Here is a 17,689-nt window from a genome sequence, read left to right on the forward strand (position 1 = left end):
TGATTGTTATTCCAAAACAGCCAGACGATCTGTCATGGCAATAAAGCGTGTTGAGTCATCATGATAAGCAAAAGCAACCCCATACCTGAGAGTGATAATGAGCGAAGCTATCCGCTAAAAAACACCCTGCCTGTCTCTACGAGATCGCCTACCACCGTCCCACTCGCCCGCAGCCACTGTGCGAAAAAGCATTTTTATCTGCCCGATAAACCTACCTTTGCCAATAGCCGTATGCCAGACAATACTGGACAAATGGATAAGTCTCAGCTTCACAGTGAAGAGCAATCGGCGGACTTGGCAGTGGAAGCAGCTGTCGCTATCGTTATCAATGGTATCCATTATGCCGTCTTAATGGCCAGCCCTCATCAGTTAGAGTATTTGGCGGTTGGGTTTTTGTTTAGCGAAGGGCTGATCGAGCATAGCCATGAGCTGCTCGATTGGGAAGTCACCCAATTGACAGACAGCGCCAGTTGCCAACCATGGGCACAAGCGCCCCTTATTAAAAACTCGCCTATAAACAATGCAATAGATACAGCCGCTTTGCCAGATACGCTTGAGACACTTCTCACACAGCTGCAAGATTATGACGTCTATGTGGTAGAGCTCAGACTGAGCCAACGCTGCCATCAGCGCATCCAAGCCCAAAAGCGACAACTGGCGGGACGAACGGGCTGCGGTATGTGCGGTATCACGGGGCTGACACAAGCCCTACCTGATTTGAGCGCTTATACGCAAGATAGCCAACCAATTCAGGCAGCCTGCCCGCGTCTGGATTATCTATTGGATATGCGCCAGCAAATCACTGCCATGCAACATACCCATCAGCTAACAGGGGCGGTACACGCTGCAGCGACCCTGCATGACGAGCAGCTGTATTTGTTTGAAGATGTTGGCCGCCACAACGCGCTAGACAAACTGATTGGCTGGCAGCTGCGCAACAAGCGAGAGGCAGACTGTGTGCTGATGACCTCACGCTTGTCTATCGAGCTGGTACAAAAATCGATTCGTGGGCGTATCCCTTGGCTTGTTGGCATGTCTGCGCCCACCAGTACGGCCGTACGGGTCGCCCAGCGCTATGGTTTGGGGCTGGCTGGGTTTTTGCGTGACAATAGAGTCACCTACTACACTGGTATTTGATGAGTATTGCCTAACCACATTTTCTAAATCCTGTCGTTATCACCGATTCGTTTACTTTGATACCCTCACATTGAGCATTTAATACTGCCACCATTCAATACGTTAGCCTTATTGACACCCTCACAAACACCTTTTCATAAACCCCATTTGTCAATGCCATTTTTCTTGAGGTCGGTCTCTGCCTTTTGGTCATTGATGATAAATAACTGACCGATAGATTTGAGCTTCACGGCAGAATAGGGTACCCTTAGCGCACGAGTATGTTACACATAGTTAACATAGCTGTAGTTTTATTTATAAATACCGAGCCTATGGTGCGACGCATCAGGGCTGTAGCGTGTTTGATACTTAACTACAGGTAATGCGTCAATTACCTAATCATGGGCAAAAATTCGCTCATGCTTGGGTGTATTTCAGCCGGCTATACATAATATTAGCCGATAAAGCTGTCTACACTTAGCATCGTCATCAGCAGATGGCTGAGTGCTTATCCATAATTTTGCTGTAGATACCTGCCTTGTCAGCGCTCTATAGCAGCCAGCTACTATCAAGTATGACCACTTGACAGCGTGATGGATTATCCATCAATAGACGCATGCTGATGACTGCCCTGCGATTTTTGTGAGACATGGCTCACTGTTGCATGTGATTTTTTCAAATGACGTACAACAGTGAGTAACCGGCATGATGTCAATGGGCAGTTGTCATTTACAGGTTGCAGGATCTACTCTTAAAACACCAAGTGCGCCAGCGCGCTACATTTGGATCGGCGCTGACCGCTTTTTATGACGGCCAACTGTTAGCACTGTGTGATGCCTCTACATAAGAATTTTATGGGCTTTATTGTATTCTTAACAGTTTTGGGTAGAGATATCCTATTAAACTTTTATTTATGTAAAATAATCGCGAGGTATGAATTTGAAAACTGAGTCACTGTTCCAATTTTCATCGTTAACCATTATTTTATTGTTGTTAGCGTTTTATGGCGGCACGTATTTGTTGTCATTGCTGATCAAAAAAGACAAAGAAACCACTTCAGGATTTATGGTAGCAGGCCACGGTGTCGGCTTTGGCATGGGTGCTGCTAGTATGACCGCTACTTGGATTTGGGCCGCATCATTTTATGCCGCGGCGACCTCTGGCTACAAGTATGGCGTGTCAGGGCCGATACATTACGGCTTTTGGGGCGCGCTGATGATCTTATTCATCTATCCTTTTGGTATGCGCTTTCGTGAGCTTGCGCCCGATGGTCATACCTTAGGTGAGCTTATCCACGCCCGCCATGGCTCATCAAGCCAATTAATTTTAGCCATATCCAACCTTATGGGCAGCTTAATTAGCTTGATGGTCAACTTTACTGCGGCTGGGGCATTGGTGTCGGTATTATCGCCATTATCGTTTCAGACAGGGGTCATGATTGCAGGTATCGGGGTGCTAAGCTATACCTTAACCTCAGGGTTTCGCGCTTCCGTCTTTACAGACTTTGCGCAATTGGTCGCTTTGATGGCCATCGGTATTGTCATTATTCCAGCGGTACTGTTTGCGATGGGCGGGCCACAAGTCATGGTCGATGGCCTCTCTAACCTCACGCTTGAACAGCAGGATTTCTTTTCATCCGAAGCGTTTTTTCAGCAAGGGGCGCCCTATTTTGTCGCTGTACTTGCTTATGCGATTGGTAACCAAACCATCACGCAGCGCTTGTTTGCGATCGATAAGACTAAGATTAAACAGACCTTTATTACCGCCACAGTCGGCTATGCTGGTATCGTCATCGGTCTTGGTATGATCGGATTGATGGCTTTGACCATCGGTATCGAGCCACTAGATGGCAATATGAATAACCTCATCCCGCAGATGGTCAGCACTTACTTGCACCCTGTATTTATCGCCTTGTTCTTTATCTTGGTCATTGGCTCACTATCATCGACAGCCGACTCGGATTTGTCGGCATTATCGACCATTATGATGGCGGACGTGTATGGCAAAAACATTGCCAAAGGCCGCGTCAAGCCTAAAACGATGATGCTCGTTGGTCGTAGCACGATGATTATCGCCACCGCTGCCGGACTGATCTTTGCCAGCTTTAAGCTAGATATCTTGGTGATGTTGGTCTTTGTAGGGGCGCTGTGGGGCGCGATTGTTTTCCCGGTCATCGCCAGTGTGTTTTGGAACCGCGTGACCAATGCCGCCTTTACCTCGGCGGTCATCATCGGCCTGCTGCTATTCTGTGTGGTACGCTTTGAGCTGCTACCGATGACAGGCTTTACTGCCCTTTTCTTTGAAATACTGGCCAGTGTGGGCGCCGCAGTCGTGATTGGACTGATGGTCTTTGGCTTTTTGGGTCGTAAAATCGGCATGGTAGCGGCAGCGATCACGCTGGTACTGATGCTCATTTTTGCCACAGGCTTCTTACGTCAGTACATGGTACTACTGGCCTCACTAACGGCCTATGGTGCCAGCACCATCGTTTGTATCATCGTTAGCCTCATGGGTGATGAACACTTTGATTTTGCTTTAATCAATCAACGTGTTGGCGATTATGATAAAAAAGCCAAGGCATCGACCTCTGAGCTTTCATAAACACAGGTAGCGAGCACCGCTTGCGGGTTTGGCAGTTGGTCAATATGTGACCAGCTGCACAGGCAACCCTTCATAAATACTATAAGGAGATATCATGGACAACGTCTTTATCTACGGCTTATATATTTTAATTTGGCCAGCCATTACGCTCGGCGTGCTGGTATTGATTTGTACCGCGACTTATCGCGATATCAAACGAGCCAAACGTAATAACGAAGAGATATTATAAAAGTACATACTCAATAATCAGTACTCTCATCAGTGGGTCCGGCTCACTGATGAGCCTGAATACGTAAAAAACTCATAAAAAAGCACTAAAATCAGCACAAGTGAACAAATAAGCTATTTTTAGCCAAAAAATGACTTGTAATTTAAATTATTTTTGCTAATATAGTCCACCTTGATTGGCTGGATGGCAGAGTGGTCATGCAGCGGACTGCAACTCCGTTAACGCCGGTTCGATTCCGACTCCAGCCTCCAATTATTTATTAACGTCATGTTAATTTAGGCTTGCATTATCAGCATAACCGCTTATAATAGCGACCACTTATCTTACCAGCGAAAAGCACTATCAACGCTTTTTAATGTATAGATAACACAAGTTTTGCCCGGGTGGTGAAATTGGTAGACACAAGGGATTTAAAATCCCTCGCTAGCAATAGCGTGCCGGTTCAAGTCCGGCTCCGGGTACCATTATAGCAGTACAGAAAAACCGCAAATCGTAACGATTTGCGGTTTTTTTGCGTTTATGTCAACTACATAAATTACAGAACTGATAACAAATCGAGCAAACCTATTATCGGAGCACATTCTGATACCTATGGATCTGCCGATTACTGCTTCACACGGCTTACAAATAGCAATGAGCAGCCTTAATAACACTCACCAAAGCGGCGCTAATGACGTGACGTAATAAGCACGGTGTCAGTAGATAACACTGCGCTGATTGAGATAAAACACGCCATTCGTCGAGCATGTCGGTCATACCCTGATTTTATACTAAAAGACAAACCACACTCTGCTACTCTGCATTAGCGGCTAAATCCTACTTTGGCTCGGACTGCTCATCACATTATGTCAACGGTGGTAGCGCCATATCCAAATTGAATATTAAAACAGGTAAACCTCACGCTGTTACAGCACCTCCAAACTGACAAGCCGATTTTTTCGATATTTATTAGAGATAATATCACTGATGAAGTGGGATTCGCTGCGGTACAAGGAGACCTGGAGTCTCAACCGTCTCTAAAGAACAGCGCCACTCCTAGCCCATTCATCAAAAACCACCTAACAGATCGTCCTTCTCCCTCAATAACAGGTATGGGTATCAAAAAGTCGGTAGCTTGGTATGCGTAACCGTATTGGCTTATTTTTACACATTCCCTTTGGTTTTTTGGCAGCCGCTGCAACAAAGCACCGAGCTGATTTATCACCTCGCGCACTACGACCTACTTGGCATGCAGACCATGCAAGAAAAAACCAAGGCAACGGTCGTCTGTCAGCATTACCTAAAAGCCTGTCATAAAAAAAGCCAGCCACCTAAGTGACTGACTTTTTTTAAAATATTTGGTGGAGATGGCGGGAGTTGAACCCGCGTCCGCCAGCATTACGCTCATGAATCTACATGTTTAGTTTCTGTCTTTGGTTTTAATCCGCACCGATCCGACAGTCAGGATGGATTGGACGATTCTCTACTTTTGAACCCAAGCGATTGAGACAATCACTTGTGGCGAACCTATATGCGGACGCTTCAACTGGGCTAACCAACTATAGGTAATCGGCAGCGCAGTAAGCAGGGTTTAAGCTGCTAGAGCGTAAGTTTCGTCGTTTGCGACTATAACAATATATGTTTGATTAACGAGAGGACATACACTCTCGACATGCATCATTAAGTTTCATCACCAGCGTCGAAGCCAGAACATCCCCAATAAGACTGACTATTATATAGGATTTATTGATGGTTTTTCAACCTATACATAACCCTTATTACATTACGTTACAGCGAATCATCTTAAGCCAAGACGGTGTTTAGCCATTTGCCGATGTTTTGAATCTGCGGCATACAGACTTGATGTGCCATCGGATAAGTATGATATTCAACATTGTAGCCTTTGCTCGCTAATAACTGCTGCGCCTGCTCGCCTAGCATCACGGGTACGACTGGATCATGCGTACCATGCTCAATCAAAATCGGTAGGTCTCTATTGGCAGCACTATACTCAATATTGTCATTGGTTGCTAAGTAGGTAGAGAGCGTCATCAGACCCGCCAAGCGCTCTGGATGACTGAGTGCCACATGATAAGCGACCGCCCCGCCCTGCGAAAACCCAGCGATAACGATATGTTCAGGCTTGACGCCGCGCTCAACCTCACGAGCAATCAAATCGCGAATCTGCTGCGAAGATGTCTCAATTTGTGTCACATCAACTTTGCGCTCAAGACTCATCTCCAAAATATCGTACCAAGCCGGCATTACCATCCCACCATTGACCGTGACAGGACGCTTGGGCGCATGCGGAAAGATAAACCGTACTGCCATGTCGTCAGCCAGTCCGAGCTGCGGCACCACAGGCTCAAAATCATGACCGCTGGCCCCTAAGCCATGTAACCAAATGACCGCTCTGTCTACCTTTTTTTGCGCCGGATTGTGCTCGGCGGTGACCACGTCTAGATACTTACTCATTATCGCTAGTTTCCCTTTATAAAGCATAAAATATGCATCAAATATAGAACTGAGATGGCGCTTGTATCGCCTTTATCCCTATTATTTTCATCAATTTTTCACAGTGTTTTGCACTGACTGACAAAATCCAGCCAAGCTTTTGTGCTACGATAATTATAGACTCTGCTACAACTGATACCAATTGCTGCAGAGCAAGTACGACTGATATCAAACACTGCGCTCACTACTGTATGACGCCTTATTTATATTTTTCAATCTCATATCACCAGTGCCCTATATAGCAGGCACCCTTTAATAAAGATATTACGTTTATGACTCATATTTTACTGGTAGAAGACGATCCGGCGATAGCTATGTCGCTCAAAGTTACTTGCAAGCGTGAGGGCTGGCAGATAACGTGGCTCGATAACGCCAGTAGTGTATTGCCGATGCTACACAGTAATGAGGCGCAAGATTTATCGGCTATTATTTTAGACGTTGGGCTGCCCGATGGTGATGGGCTCAGTCTCTGTCAACAGATACGCCATACACCAGATATCGGCCGATTAAAAGATATACCTGTGGTGTTTTTGACCGCGCGTAGCGATGAGGTTGATCGTATCTTGGGACTAGAGATGGGCGGCGATGACTACTGCGCCAAGCCTTTTAGCCCTCGTGAGCTGGTCGCACGCCTAAAAGCCATTTGGCGTCGTGAGCAGCTGCTCTTTGAGCAATCAGCGGCCACGGCGACTGTTACTGAGGCGGCTGAGAACGCCAATCAGCATGTATCTACCCTTTCATCTGGCAACACTCCTGCTCATCATCTATCAGGGCAAGCCTTGAGCTTTGAGTGTCAATCTGGCATCTGGCATTACCAGCCGCTCAATTACTCTTTGATGTGGCAAGATACAAAACTGGAGCTGAGTAATACCGAGCGTAAGATTTTATTAACCTTATTACAAGCGCCCAACCAAGTCTTTAGCCGTGAGCAGCTGCTAAATGCGGTAAGCGACTATCCTGATCATCGCCTCGCACGGACGATAGACAGTCATATCAAATCCATCCGTAAGCAGCTGGCGATCGTCGATCCTAGCCGCGATGTTATCTACACGCATCGCGGTTTGGGGTATGCCTTATGCCCAGCTTAGCTCATCCGCTATACTCAATTTATGATATTACTAAAGTGCTAAAGACATGAACGCTCCTGATAAGAGTCATCGTCATCTTGAAAAAACACCTGCCAATCAGAGCAATTGGTATGCCAAACTGCACCCCATTGGGACCGCGCAACAAACCCGCAGTCCGAAACGCCTGCTAAATTTGAGCATATTTTTTCGGATTTGGCTTGCAGTCGCATTGGTGCTAAGCATTTGCGGTGTGGTCGCTTTCACGCAGCTGTTTGGCTACGTCAAACCCACCGCCCAACAAGTCATCGAAGACACGTTGCTAGATACCAGTAAACTGCTGGCTGCGACGCTACAGCTGCCATTGTCATCAGGGCAATTGTACGATGATACTTATCAAGCCACCCTTGATGCGACGCTCAAGCATACCTCAGCCGCGAGCTCTACCCTCGAGCTTACCCAAGCGCCCTCAAACAATAGCAACTCTCGCGTTTATGTAACAGACGCAAATGGCGTGGTCATATACGACTCTCTACCTGCCCCGCTCAATGCCGAAGGTCAGGACTATAGCCGCTGGAATGATGTGTACCTTACGCTGCAAGGGCGCTACGGCGCGAGGAGCACGGCAGATATCGATAGCACTCGTGGTAGCTCTATTATGTATGTAGCGCAGCCTATCATCGATAGCAGGGGTACCGTGATCGGTGTCGTCAGTGTTGGCAAACCGGTCGATAGCGTGCTGCCCTATCTTGATAATACCCGCAATCGCATGCTCATCACCGCGCTGCTGATGAGCATTGCCGCTCTTATCCTCGCAGGACTGGTGGCATGGTGGCTCAAACAGAGCATTACTTTGGTCACGCACTACACCAATGCCTTAGCTGAAGACACCAAAAAACCCTATTTTTATTTCGGTCATGAGCTCAACAGCTTGACAGATACGATCGAGTCTATGAAACATCGGTTAGAAAACCGCGCCTATGTCACCGACTATGTCCACACCCTAACTCACGAGCTCAAAAGCCCGCTAACTGCCATTCGTGCTAGTAGCGAGCTATTAGAAGATGAGCAACTAGATGCAGAAGATCGGCAGATGTTAAACCACTCGGTCGCTGAACAAAGCATCAAAATGCAGCAACTGATTGATCGTTTATTACTACTGGCCAAGGTCGAACAACCCACCTTTAGGCTCAATCGGCAACTGACAGCGGTACTGCCAGTATTGCAAACCCTCATAAAAAACAACAGCGCCAAACTACAACAACAAAATCTACCACCTATCAAGATTTATAGTGAGGATAAATGCGTGACTGACCTAGTCATCGCTGACACTCCAATACAAGCCAATGCGTTGACAAATCCGCATGTCTTTGCTGATCCGTTTTGGTTGGTACAAGCGCTACAAAATGTGTTAGATAATGCCATTTATTTTGCCAACACTGAGGTCACACTTACTGTGTATAGCCACGCTCACGATAGTAGCGACAAAACCGTGACCATTGATATCTTTAATGATGGCAAACCACTGCCCGAATATGCCCTCTCTAAAGCGTTTGATCGCTATTTTAGTCTCTCGCATCAAAGCCCGCAGACAGCACCTGATCAGGCTAATACAGCCCTTAAAAAAGGCACGGGGCTGGGCCTCACCTTAGTCAAGCAAGTGATCGAACACCATGGCGGTCATGTGAAGATCAGTAATATCGGCACAGAGCAAGCCTTTGCTAGACATGACAAGAGTCCAAACGCTGGTGTCAGCGTACGCATTACCTTACCGCTGGCTTAAAACACACCCGTTATACCAATTCATAGATTTTTCATCAGAACTGCACAGGATTTCTACTCGCTTGTCTTACGATGACGTTATACACATTCATCACTTATCTTAGGAGTAGAGACCGCATGTCACAGTTATTAATGCATCCGTCTGTTGTCAAAAACTTAGTGGGGCAAAGCCGTCAGTGCTGTGCTCAGACTTTATCCGGCCAAGGGATAGATAGTATCGCGTTTGGTCATTGGCTTGCCATACCCAGTCAGCAGCTACTATTGATATTTCGGCATCAGCAGTGCGTGGCGATTGATACCTATCCGCTGGCAGCGTAACTGATTGACCACTCACAAAACAGCCCTTTAGCATTTTTAGTCATGGCACACTAAAGACGCTAAAGGGCTGATACGCTAGATAACTGATGCTATCTCACGATATTACGTAATTGAGGACACCGGCGGCTCGACATCGGCGTTTTGACCACGGTGGCGCAGATAATGATCGAGTAACACAATCGCTAGCATCGCCTCGGCGATGGGGGTGGCACGTACCCCAACGCAAGGATCATGACGACCTTTGGTCAGCATGTCGACAGCTTCGCCTTGGGTGTTGATACTCTTGCCAGCCGTGGTGATACTAGAAGTTGGCTTGAGGGCGATGCTCACGCGGATATCTTGTCCTGATGAAATACCGCCCAAAATACCACCAGCATGATTGGCCGTAAAACCCTCTGGCGTCAGCTCATCACGAGAGCGATGACCGAACTGCCCTGCTACCGCCATGCCATCGCCAATCTCCACCCCTTTGACCGCATTGATACTCATCATGGCATGAGCGATATCCGCATCCAGACGGTCAAATACCGGCTCGCCCAGACCCACAGGCACGCCACTGGCGATCACTTCTAGACGCGCGCCGCAGCTGCTTCCTTCGCGGCGCAGACTGTCTATCAAAGCCTCAAACCGACCAATAGCGTCTTTATCTGCCGTAAAAAACGGATTGCTATTAACAAACTCCCAGTCAATTTGGCTAGTATCAGTGACGCTGCTATATTGATCGCCTATCTGCGTTACATGGCCACGGATTTGCACGCCCAAGCGATCTTGCAGGTATCTTTTGGCGATAGCACCAGCCGCTACCCGCATCGCCGTCTCACGCGCTGACGAGCGTCCACCACCGCGATAATCGCGAAAGCCGTATTTCATACTATATGTATAGTCGGCATGACCGGGGCGAAAGGTATCTTTGATGTCGCTATAATCTTTGGATTTTTGATTGGTATTTCGAATCAGCAGCCCGATCGAAGTGCCTGTGGTCTTACCTTCAAAGACGCCTGAGATAATCTCGACTTCATCGGCCTCACGGCGCTGGGTTGAGTATTTAGAGGTGCCTGGCTTGCGGCGATCCAGATCTACCTGCAAATCCTCTGCCGACAGTGCCAAACCAGGTGGCACGCCATCGACAATGGCCATTAATCCAGCGCCATGTGACTCACCGCACGTCGTGACGGTAAAAACCTGCCCAATACTATTGCCTGCCATATCTGTCCTTAAATCCGTAAAATCTATTGCGCGCTATCCTGTTGAGGTATTGACGCATGGTCGCCGCTTTTATTTGTCATCTAACAGCACCGCCTACATACGACTACTGCGCGCTATCCAATAACTGCACATAAGCGGCAAACAGCTCGCGGTTTGCCACCAGCTCATCATAAGTCATGGCAAATACCCCATGACCACCACGAGCAAATTTTAACCAGTCAAAACTGATATCAGGATAGGCTTGTTTTAGCGCCCATTCACTATCGCCCACCTCGCAGACCAGCAAGCCTTCAGGACTTAAGTAATCTGGCGCTTCAAATAAGATACGATGTACCAAGTCCAAACCGTCTTGACCTGCCGCCAATGCATGCTCAGGCTCATATAAAAACTCAGGCGGCAAATCAGCCATGATGGCAGCATCGACGTATGGCGGGTTGGTAACGATTAGCTCGTATTGATTTTCAGCAGGTATCTTGGCAAACAAATCTGACTCAATGACATTGATTTGATGACCAAGCTCATGATGATCAACGTTGACCATCGCCACTTCTAGCGCCCCTTTATCGATGTCGACTGCATCAACCAACGCGTCGACAAAACGGGTCGCAAGCGCAATGGCAATACAGCCAGAGCCTGTACATAGGTCTAAGATACGCTCAGGCTGTGATAGCTGTTTGATGTCCAAACCATGGTCATAAAATACCGAGGTTTGCTCATTGACATCGACGCCGAGCGGTTTGGCCAGCTCATTGACCTCAAAGTACGGATGAAACTGCTGGCGAATCAGCTCGGCGATGGGCGAGCGCGGGATGAGCACACGCTCATCGACATAAAACGGTAAATCACAAAAGTACGATAAGTTGATTAAGTAGCTTAACGGTTTGCGCTCAGCGATACGCTCTTCCAATAAGCTAAGCACCAGCTGCTTTTCTGAAGACGTCAGGCGACAATCGAGGATCTGCTCATTGGCCGACCAGTCCAAAGACAAAGAATGTAAGACGATAGCAGAGGCTTCGGCAAACTCATCCGTGGTGCCTTGAGCGACGACCACATCATAATTGCGCAGCTGGGTGACCGAAAAACGGATAAAATCACGAATACTCACAAGCTGCTCACGTGCTTCTGCAAGCTCAGCATGTAAATTGGCAAATTGCTCATGCTCACCGAGCAGACCGGTCTCTAAATCATACGCCATATCACCTTCTGCGACCTGCGCGCCCTCTTCATTGAAGTACTGATTTTGAAACGCTTCTGCGCTCATTGTTTGCTCTTCTGACATATCGCACCTTGCTGATTGCATGCTCACGGATAGCATGCGGATGGATTAAATCGCCTGATAATAAAAGCCGATCTACTAAATAAAAATCTCGTTTACCATTATAGACGCAAACCGTAACTTGCGCCAATACTTGCATTTATACTGTCACATTTATCTTTGTTTCTATTTGCTTTTATGTATCAGATTGCCTCAGCAGCTTACTTGGCCGTCTACACATTTTCACTATATTATTGCCCAACTGTAGTGAATACGTCAGCAGTTGACGTTTAGACGTCTTAAGATAGAAAAACATGTATCAAAAGTTTGCGAAGCGCCACAATTATGCGCATAATAACCCCATTAGTAGCAACCACAAGTAACGTCATATGATGAAAAAAAAGCCACTTATTACCGCTATCTCAATCGCTATCATTAGCGCCAGTGTTAGCGCGTTTGCCGCGCCCGATGAGACCGCGCGCACATTGCCAGTACGTACGGCTGAGACCCTACCAAGTCTTGCACAAAAAGTCAGTCTTGATGTGCAAGAAAACCGGAGTCACGCAATCGAGCCGCGAGCGACTGATGCGACGCCCAGCGTCAAGCCAAACAAATCCGCCTCAAGCGACAGCATGACGCAGCTGATTGACTCAAAACAAGCCTCAGATGCCGCCCCCAAGGCAAACGCGGCTGATAATATGAGTGCCGCCGAGCTGACTCTAAAGGATGAGCAGTCTGAGCGCACAGATGACATCAGTGAAGGCCAAGCCGTTGCTGCGCCTAGCAATATCGATGCTATCGACTCCTCTGACCCGCTGTCTTTTGAGCTACCAGACAACGAAAAACGCCAAGACTTCAGCGACGATCCTACCATCAAAAGCATCGAAGACAAAAACGGTAAGCGCTATACCACGCTGAACTTGTCAAGCTATGCCAAACAAGTCAACAACGCCGTTTGGTCGCCGAACATGAAAGTCAACTCAGCGATGACGATAAAAATGCAGGCACTGCTAGATTGGAACCATGCCTCTCCTGGTTCTATCGATGGTGGCTGGGGCATGAACAGCAAAAAAGCATTGATCAACTTTCAAACCATGAAAGGCTTGCCTGCCACCGGCAGGATGGATCAAAAAACGTGGAATGCCTTAACCAAAAACATCCCCGCCAATAAGCCGGTACTGGTGACTTATACACTGACTGATGACGACATCAAAACCAACTTTGCCAGTACACCTGCAGGCTCAGAAGCCAAGTCAAAAATGAAAGGCCTATACTACCAAGACATCAAAGAGATGCTGGCTGAGCGCTTTCATATGGACATTCGCTACTTGGACAAACTCAATAAAAACAAAACCTACAAAGCGGGCGAGACCATCACTGTCCTAAACACCCGAGACCCTCTCAACCAACGTATCAACCGCGTAGTCGCCAACAAAGCCGACAAAACACTGTATGCTTATAATGGTGACAAGCTTGTGGCCACTTATCCTACCACCGTAGGTAGTGACGCCACCCCGTCTCCACAAGGTACCTTCAAAATCATCAATAAGGTCAAAATGCCTTGGTACAAAGCGACTGTCGGTAAAGGCTCGCAGAAAAAAGTACACATGCTGCCACCAGGCCCAAACAATCCAGTCGGCGTCGTATGGATGGGTCTGTCTAAGCCATCATATGGTCTACACGGCTCGCCAAAGCCTGAAGGCATCAGCCGTCAAGCATCAGCAGGCTGTGTGCGTCTGACCAACTGGGATGTGCTCGAGGTATATGCCAATATTGAAAATGGCGCAACCGTCGAGTTGAAATAACTACTTAACTGGTATTGTATACGCCAAAAAAAAGACCTTGCTTGCAAGGTCTTTTTTTTGGCGTATCTAAAACAAGAGGCGTAAAGCAGTGGCTAGGTATATGTTTGGTACAAACCCAAAAACAGAAAGTCACAAACTCAGCTAAGATGCGATTACGTATTATAGCCTTCCTCATTACCCGTGATACTGCCGACTTTTTTGGTAAAAAACAAACCTGCAGGAATAGAGAGCAAAAGACCGGCGACGACCGCGATTTGTATATGCGGGATTTGATTAAAACCTGTCACCAACGCACCAATGATAAAGACACCGACTGTCACGGTCGCAGCGATTGAGTAAATAACAGAGAATAATGGCCAATTCATGAATTACTCCTTACTTTTTTTGTGGGTATAACTCCTTTATACACCAATTCCACAAAAAAAGTAAGTGTTTCTCACAAACCTTCAGGCCAGTCATAGCAACTGATAACGGGCAAAGCCCTTGCTATTATTAAGGTTATTTATAATAAACCGCTCTATCATTATTTCTACAGCATTTTTATACTACCGATTTTTCCTATTGCCGCGTCTCTGACTGAGTCCACCGTCCGTAGTTCATAGCCATCAAGCGTGTTGCGCTAAATAACCATCCATTACTACCTTCCATGCTGCCTGCTCTGATGCTGCTCGATGACGACTCGCAAAAAACCCACACAGCTGCGGCCATTTATCATTACAATAACGAGTGTCTTTTTTTGATAGAAAGCTACCTATTATGACGTCTGTTGATAAACAAAAAGCCCACTACTCATCCAGCCACACCGCTGATACAACGGCACCATCTCGCACGGATGAAAGCTTAGAGACGCCAACTACTAAGACAAACACTGATGTCGAACCTACTGTCACTGACGACGCCGAAATAGAAAATAGCGCTGATAACAGTAGAGGCGATGACAATAGAAGTAATGATAATGGAGGTGACGACAATGATAACGATATGGCATGTGCCAAACCTCCTGAGTCTAAGATTAGCATGGAATCCATCGCACCTGATGTCGTCGTTGCGACCTTAGAGACCACGGACCCCGATGCACCATCAGCAAACGACCAGCCAACCTCAGAGTCAGAGCCTTTAAACCCTGATACCGATGATGAGCACACGCCGACACAAACAGCCAAGCAAGCCTCTACACCCGTATCTCAGCAACAAACAGATACTAATGCCCCTGACCAAGAACATGATAAAAAAAATGACCAAGGACACGATAATAGCGAAATAAATGAGGAGCAGCAAAACCCAGAGAATGCTGAGCAACAAACCAAAACTACCGACGCAGAGCAGCTGAAAGTGAGCAAAACAACAGACAAGCCAGCAACAGATGATAGCGACCAGCAAGAAGATGAGATAAAAGAAGAAAAAGAAGCCAAACTAGAGTCTTATAAGCAGTTTGCAGCGGAGCAGTTTAGCAACCAAAAAGTCGACTATCCTGAGGTTCGGGTAAAGATAGAGGCCAACGCCCTGCCCAGTAGGATGTATTTTATCATGAATATTCTCTCAGCCATCATTGCCAGCTATGGGCTGGTGACCAACTCAGCTGCGGTGGTGATTGGTGCGATGCTGGTGGCTATGATGCTCGGACCCATCACGGGTGTGGCATTGGCCATTATCGATCACCGGATGCCGCTGCTACGTAAGTCGCTGATTACGGTACTTTTGGGCATCACTTTGGTGTTAGTGGTTGGTTTTATCGTCGGCTGGCTGCACAAAGACCAACCTCTCACCGCCGAGATTTTATCGCGTACGCAGCCGACCTCTATGGATTTGATGATTGCCTTAGCAGGTGGCACAGCCGGCGCTTATGCCATGGTATCCCCGCATCTTTCGGTTGCCGTTGTTGGGGTGGCGGTGGCGACTGCTTTGGTACCACCACTGGCCGCCAGCGGGATTTTGTTTGCCAATGGTGAGATGCAGCTAGGCTTTGGCGCGCTGTTACTGGCAGTGACCAACATCATTGCGATTCAGTTTACCAACGCCTTGGTGCTGTGGGTGCTTGGGTTTCGGCGACTGGTCGATGACGACTACAAGTCCAGCAACTACCTGACTTTTTTGCAGCGTAACGCGGTGACGTTGTTATTGTTAGGCGGCCTCGGTACCTATCTAACCATCAACCTACAAACCAACGCCAAGCAGCAAGTGTTTGAAAGCAGTGTCAAAGAAGCCATCAATCACTATTTTATTGATAAAGGCAATGTGCTGACCAACACTCAGTTTGATAGCACTGAGCAAAACCAAGTAGTCCGCGCTGTCATCCGCGGTGAGACAACACCGAGCGCTTATGACGTGCAGCAAATAGAAACCCGCATCACCCAAGATATGGCAAAGAACTTCCCTGATTATCTGCCGATAAAAATCCAGCTGCGTTACCTACCCGTACAGGTCATTGAGTCCAATCCGCTGACACAAGACAAACTCGACAAAACAGATGCCGCGATTTTGACCAATTAATGCTGAGGGCGTGTAAACCAAACGTATCGGCTGTACTCGATTGCTGACTTCTCAATGCCGTGTTAGTATCTAGGCTTTTTTTACAGCCTTACTGCCATAATTTTGTTGTCTGACGCGCAATCGTCTGTCAATAAAGCATTGGATACTATACTTTGCGCCGCAGCAACAACTCAGGCAGATTAGCCTCACCAACCTAGACTTCAGGGATAGGAGTACATCATAGTGAATAAACAATCTTGGCAAATAGCCGCAGCCTATATGTCAGTAGTCGTTGGCGGTGGTTTTGCCTCTGGCCAAGAAGTCCTTCAGTTTTTTACCGGATATGGGATGGCAAGTGTTATTGGCACGCTGGTTAGTGCCGCGCTGTTTGCTTTTTTGGGTATGCAAATTGCGCGCATGAGCTCAAATATGCAGGCCAACTCACACAAAAAAGTACTGTATACCTTATTTGGTACACGCGCTGGGTTGGTTATGGATGTGGTGTTATCATTCTTTTTATTTGGTGTGGGCGTGGTCATGCTGGCTGGTAGTGGTTCCATCTTTACGCAGCAGTACGGTTGGCCACCACTGGTAGGCAGTGTTTTTATGACGGTACTGGTCATCGCCACACTCTGCTTAAAAGTAAAAGGCATTATTAGGCTAATCAGTATCATCATGCCTGTGCTGCTGCTATTGATATTGGCGATTACCACCTACTCATTTTTTAACAGCACCGCCTCAAGTGAGACGCTAAATAAGGTAGCGCAAGAAATACCTACTATCAGCTCAGACTGGCCGATCTCAAATTGGTTTTTTGGGGCAGTGCTTTATGCCTCATTTAATATCGCGGTTGGCTTTCCTATGCTGGCAGTCATTGGCGGTATGACTCGCTCCGAAAAAACAGCAGCCAGCGGTGGCGCGATGGGCGGACTCGGCTTGGGATTGTTAGTATTTTTACTCAATATTGGCCTTTTTGCTAACATTGACACACTCATCGGTGTTGAGATGCCTACTCTAGGACTGGCTTCAAACATCTCACCCGTGTTGGCGATCATCATGTCAGCGACGCTCATTTGTATGATATACAGCACCGCCGTGGGTATGTTTTTTGCCTTTAGTACCCGCTTTGCAACACCAGGGACAAACCGCTTCAAAGCACTTAGCGCGTTTTTTGCTATCGTGGGTCTTGGTTTAAGCCAGCTCGGTTTTAGCACACTCATTGGCACCGTGTATCCCATGCTGGGCATTATTGGTCTCATCATGATCGTGGCTATTATTTGGGTGTGGGTTCGCAACCGCAAGCAGCCTATACAAGCGCAAGCTCAAACATCAAGTTAGCAGTTGGACGACT

At 47.3% G+C, this 17,689-nt stretch carries 14 protein-coding genes, 2 tRNA genes and 1 other RNA gene; 12 read left to right on the forward strand and 5 right to left on the reverse strand.

Annotation, left to right across the window (positions count from 1 at the left end; all coding sequences use genetic code 11):
- Positions 1-60 precede the first annotated feature (60 nt).
- The 6 genes from CAP50_RS08800 (at position 61) to CAP50_RS08820 (ending at position 5,264) form a co-directional block, all read left to right on the forward strand.
- Positions 61-1,137: a formate dehydrogenase accessory sulfurtransferase FdhD gene (locus tag CAP50_RS08800; RefSeq protein ID WP_083608563.1), complete on the forward strand. Its 1,077-nt coding sequence runs from the start codon at positions 61-63 to the stop codon at positions 1,135-1,137.
- 912 nt (positions 1,138-2,049) lie between these two features.
- Positions 2,050-3,717: a sodium:solute symporter family protein gene (locus CAP50_RS08805; RefSeq protein WP_075101635.1), complete on the forward strand. Its 1,668-nt coding sequence runs from the start codon at positions 2,050-2,052 to the stop codon at positions 3,715-3,717.
- A gap of 94 nt (positions 3,718-3,811) precedes the next feature.
- Positions 3,812-3,946 (forward strand): putative transporter small subunit, encoded by a 135-nt coding sequence (locus CAP50_RS12835; RefSeq protein ID WP_208855952.1) that lies wholly within the window; start codon positions 3,812-3,814, stop codon positions 3,944-3,946.
- 177 nt (positions 3,947-4,123) lie between these two features.
- Positions 4,124-4,197 (forward strand) — tRNA-Cys (locus tag CAP50_RS08810).
- 126 nt (positions 4,198-4,323) lie between these two features.
- Positions 4,324-4,410: transfer RNA gene (locus CAP50_RS08815), tRNA-Leu, on the forward strand.
- Positions 4,411-5,078: 668 nt separating this feature from the next.
- Positions 5,079-5,264 (forward strand): hypothetical protein, encoded by a 186-nt coding sequence (locus CAP50_RS08820; protein WP_075101658.1) that lies wholly within the window; start codon positions 5,079-5,081, stop codon positions 5,262-5,264.
- Between the two features lie 20 nt (positions 5,265-5,284).
- Here CAP50_RS08820 and ssrA read toward each other — a convergent pair.
- Positions 5,285-5,643: a transfer-messenger RNA gene (gene ssrA / locus CAP50_RS08825) on the reverse strand.
- 85 nt (positions 5,644-5,728) lie between these two features.
- Positions 5,729-6,400 carry an alpha/beta hydrolase gene (locus CAP50_RS08830; protein WP_075101705.1) on the reverse strand — a complete coding sequence of 224 codons (672 nt, stop codon included), beginning with the start codon at positions 6,398-6,400 and terminating at the stop codon, positions 5,729-5,731.
- 311 nt (positions 6,401-6,711) lie between these two features.
- Between CAP50_RS08830 and CAP50_RS08835 the strand changes: the two genes are divergently transcribed.
- The 3 genes from CAP50_RS08835 to CAP50_RS08845 all read left to right on the forward strand — a co-directional run bounded on the left by CAP50_RS08835 (position 6,712) and on the right by CAP50_RS08845 (position 9,603).
- A complete protein-coding gene (locus CAP50_RS08835) occupies positions 6,712-7,527 on the forward strand; it encodes a response regulator (RefSeq protein WP_075101706.1) in 816 nt (271 codons plus the stop codon).
- Between the two features lie 46 nt (positions 7,528-7,573).
- Complete coding sequence (gene creC / locus CAP50_RS08840) at positions 7,574-9,286, forward strand: two-component system sensor histidine kinase CreC (protein WP_075101707.1); 1,713 nt, start codon at positions 7,574-7,576, stop codon at positions 9,284-9,286.
- Between the two features lie 116 nt (positions 9,287-9,402).
- The gene (locus CAP50_RS08845; protein ID WP_075101708.1) at positions 9,403-9,603 is read left to right on the forward strand and encodes a hypothetical protein; all 201 of its coding nucleotides are present in this window, start codon (positions 9,403-9,405) and stop codon (positions 9,601-9,603) included.
- Between the two features lie 102 nt (positions 9,604-9,705).
- On the opposite strand, the gene aroC is transcribed toward CAP50_RS08845, so the two are convergent.
- Together aroC and prmB are read right to left on the reverse strand one after the other, a co-directional pair.
- Positions 9,706-10,809 carry a chorismate synthase gene (gene aroC / locus CAP50_RS08850; protein ID WP_075101709.1) on the reverse strand — a complete coding sequence of 368 codons (1,104 nt, stop codon included), beginning with the start codon at positions 10,807-10,809 and terminating at the stop codon, positions 9,706-9,708.
- Positions 10,810-10,912: 103 nt separating this feature from the next.
- On the reverse strand, positions 10,913-12,088 hold the full coding sequence (gene prmB, locus CAP50_RS08855) for a 50S ribosomal protein L3 N(5)-glutamine methyltransferase (RefSeq protein ID WP_075101710.1): 1,176 nt from the start codon (positions 12,086-12,088) through the stop codon (positions 10,913-10,915).
- Between the two features lie 365 nt (positions 12,089-12,453).
- On the opposite strand from prmB, the gene CAP50_RS08860 reads away from it, so the two are divergent.
- A complete protein-coding gene (locus tag CAP50_RS08860; protein ID WP_172953105.1) occupies positions 12,454-13,869 on the forward strand; it encodes a L,D-transpeptidase family protein in 1,416 nt (471 codons plus the stop codon).
- 152 nt (positions 13,870-14,021) lie between these two features.
- Here CAP50_RS08860 and CAP50_RS08865 read toward each other — a convergent pair whose 3' ends face one another.
- The gene (locus CAP50_RS08865) at positions 14,022-14,234 is read right to left on the reverse strand and encodes a hypothetical protein (RefSeq protein WP_075101712.1); all 213 of its coding nucleotides are present in this window, start codon (positions 14,232-14,234) and stop codon (positions 14,022-14,024) included.
- A gap of 391 nt (positions 14,235-14,625) precedes the next feature.
- Here CAP50_RS08865 and CAP50_RS08870 point away from each other — a divergent pair, with 391 nt between their 5' ends.
- The gene (locus tag CAP50_RS08870; protein ID WP_083608570.1) at positions 14,626-16,359 is read left to right on the forward strand and encodes a TIGR00341 family protein; all 1,734 of its coding nucleotides are present in this window, start codon (positions 14,626-14,628) and stop codon (positions 16,357-16,359) included.
- A gap of 222 nt (positions 16,360-16,581) precedes the next feature.
- Positions 16,582-17,676, forward strand: coding sequence for a YkvI family membrane protein (locus CAP50_RS08875; protein ID WP_100749772.1), 1,095 nt, complete (start codon positions 16,582-16,584; stop codon positions 17,674-17,676).
- The last annotated feature ends 13 nt before the right edge of the window (positions 17,677-17,689 follow it).

This window comes from Psychrobacter sp. L7 (assembly GCF_002810365.1).
GTDB lineage: Bacteria > Pseudomonadota > Gammaproteobacteria > Pseudomonadales > Moraxellaceae > Psychrobacter > Psychrobacter celer.

What these genes read in the sequence shown, in the direction of transcription:
- CAP50_RS08800 (WP_083608563.1), top strand. Translation starts at nt 61, where the DNA reads ATGATAAGCAAAAGCAACCCCATACCTGAGAGTGATAATGAGCGAAGC.
- CAP50_RS08860 (WP_172953105.1), top strand. Translation starts at nt 12,454, where the DNA reads ATGATGAAAAAAAAGCCACTTATTACCGCTATCTCAATCGCTATCATT.
- prmB (WP_075101710.1), bottom strand. Translation starts at nt 12,088, where the DNA reads ATGTCAGAAGAGCAAACAATGAGCGCAGAAGCGTTTCAAAATCAGTAC.
- CAP50_RS08870 (WP_083608570.1), top strand. Translation starts at nt 14,626, where the DNA reads ATGACGTCTGTTGATAAACAAAAAGCCCACTACTCATCCAGCCACACC.
- aroC (WP_075101709.1), bottom strand. Translation starts at nt 10,809, where the DNA reads ATGGCAGGCAATAGTATTGGGCAGGTTTTTACCGTCACGACGTGCGGT.
- CAP50_RS08845 (WP_075101708.1), top strand. Translation starts at nt 9,403, where the DNA reads ATGTCACAGTTATTAATGCATCCGTCTGTTGTCAAAAACTTAGTGGGG.
- CAP50_RS08835 (WP_075101706.1), top strand. Translation starts at nt 6,712, where the DNA reads ATGACTCATATTTTACTGGTAGAAGACGATCCGGCGATAGCTATGTCG.
- CAP50_RS08805 (WP_075101635.1), top strand. Translation starts at nt 2,050, where the DNA reads ATGAATTTGAAAACTGAGTCACTGTTCCAATTTTCATCGTTAACCATT.
- creC (WP_075101707.1), top strand. Translation starts at nt 7,574, where the DNA reads ATGAACGCTCCTGATAAGAGTCATCGTCATCTTGAAAAAACACCTGCC.
- CAP50_RS08830 (WP_075101705.1), bottom strand. Translation starts at nt 6,400, where the DNA reads ATGAGTAAGTATCTAGACGTGGTCACCGCCGAGCACAATCCGGCGCAA.
- CAP50_RS08865 (WP_075101712.1), bottom strand. Translation starts at nt 14,234, where the DNA reads ATGAATTGGCCATTATTCTCTGTTATTTACTCAATCGCTGCGACCGTG.
- CAP50_RS12835 (WP_208855952.1), top strand. Translation starts at nt 3,812, where the DNA reads ATGGACAACGTCTTTATCTACGGCTTATATATTTTAATTTGGCCAGCC.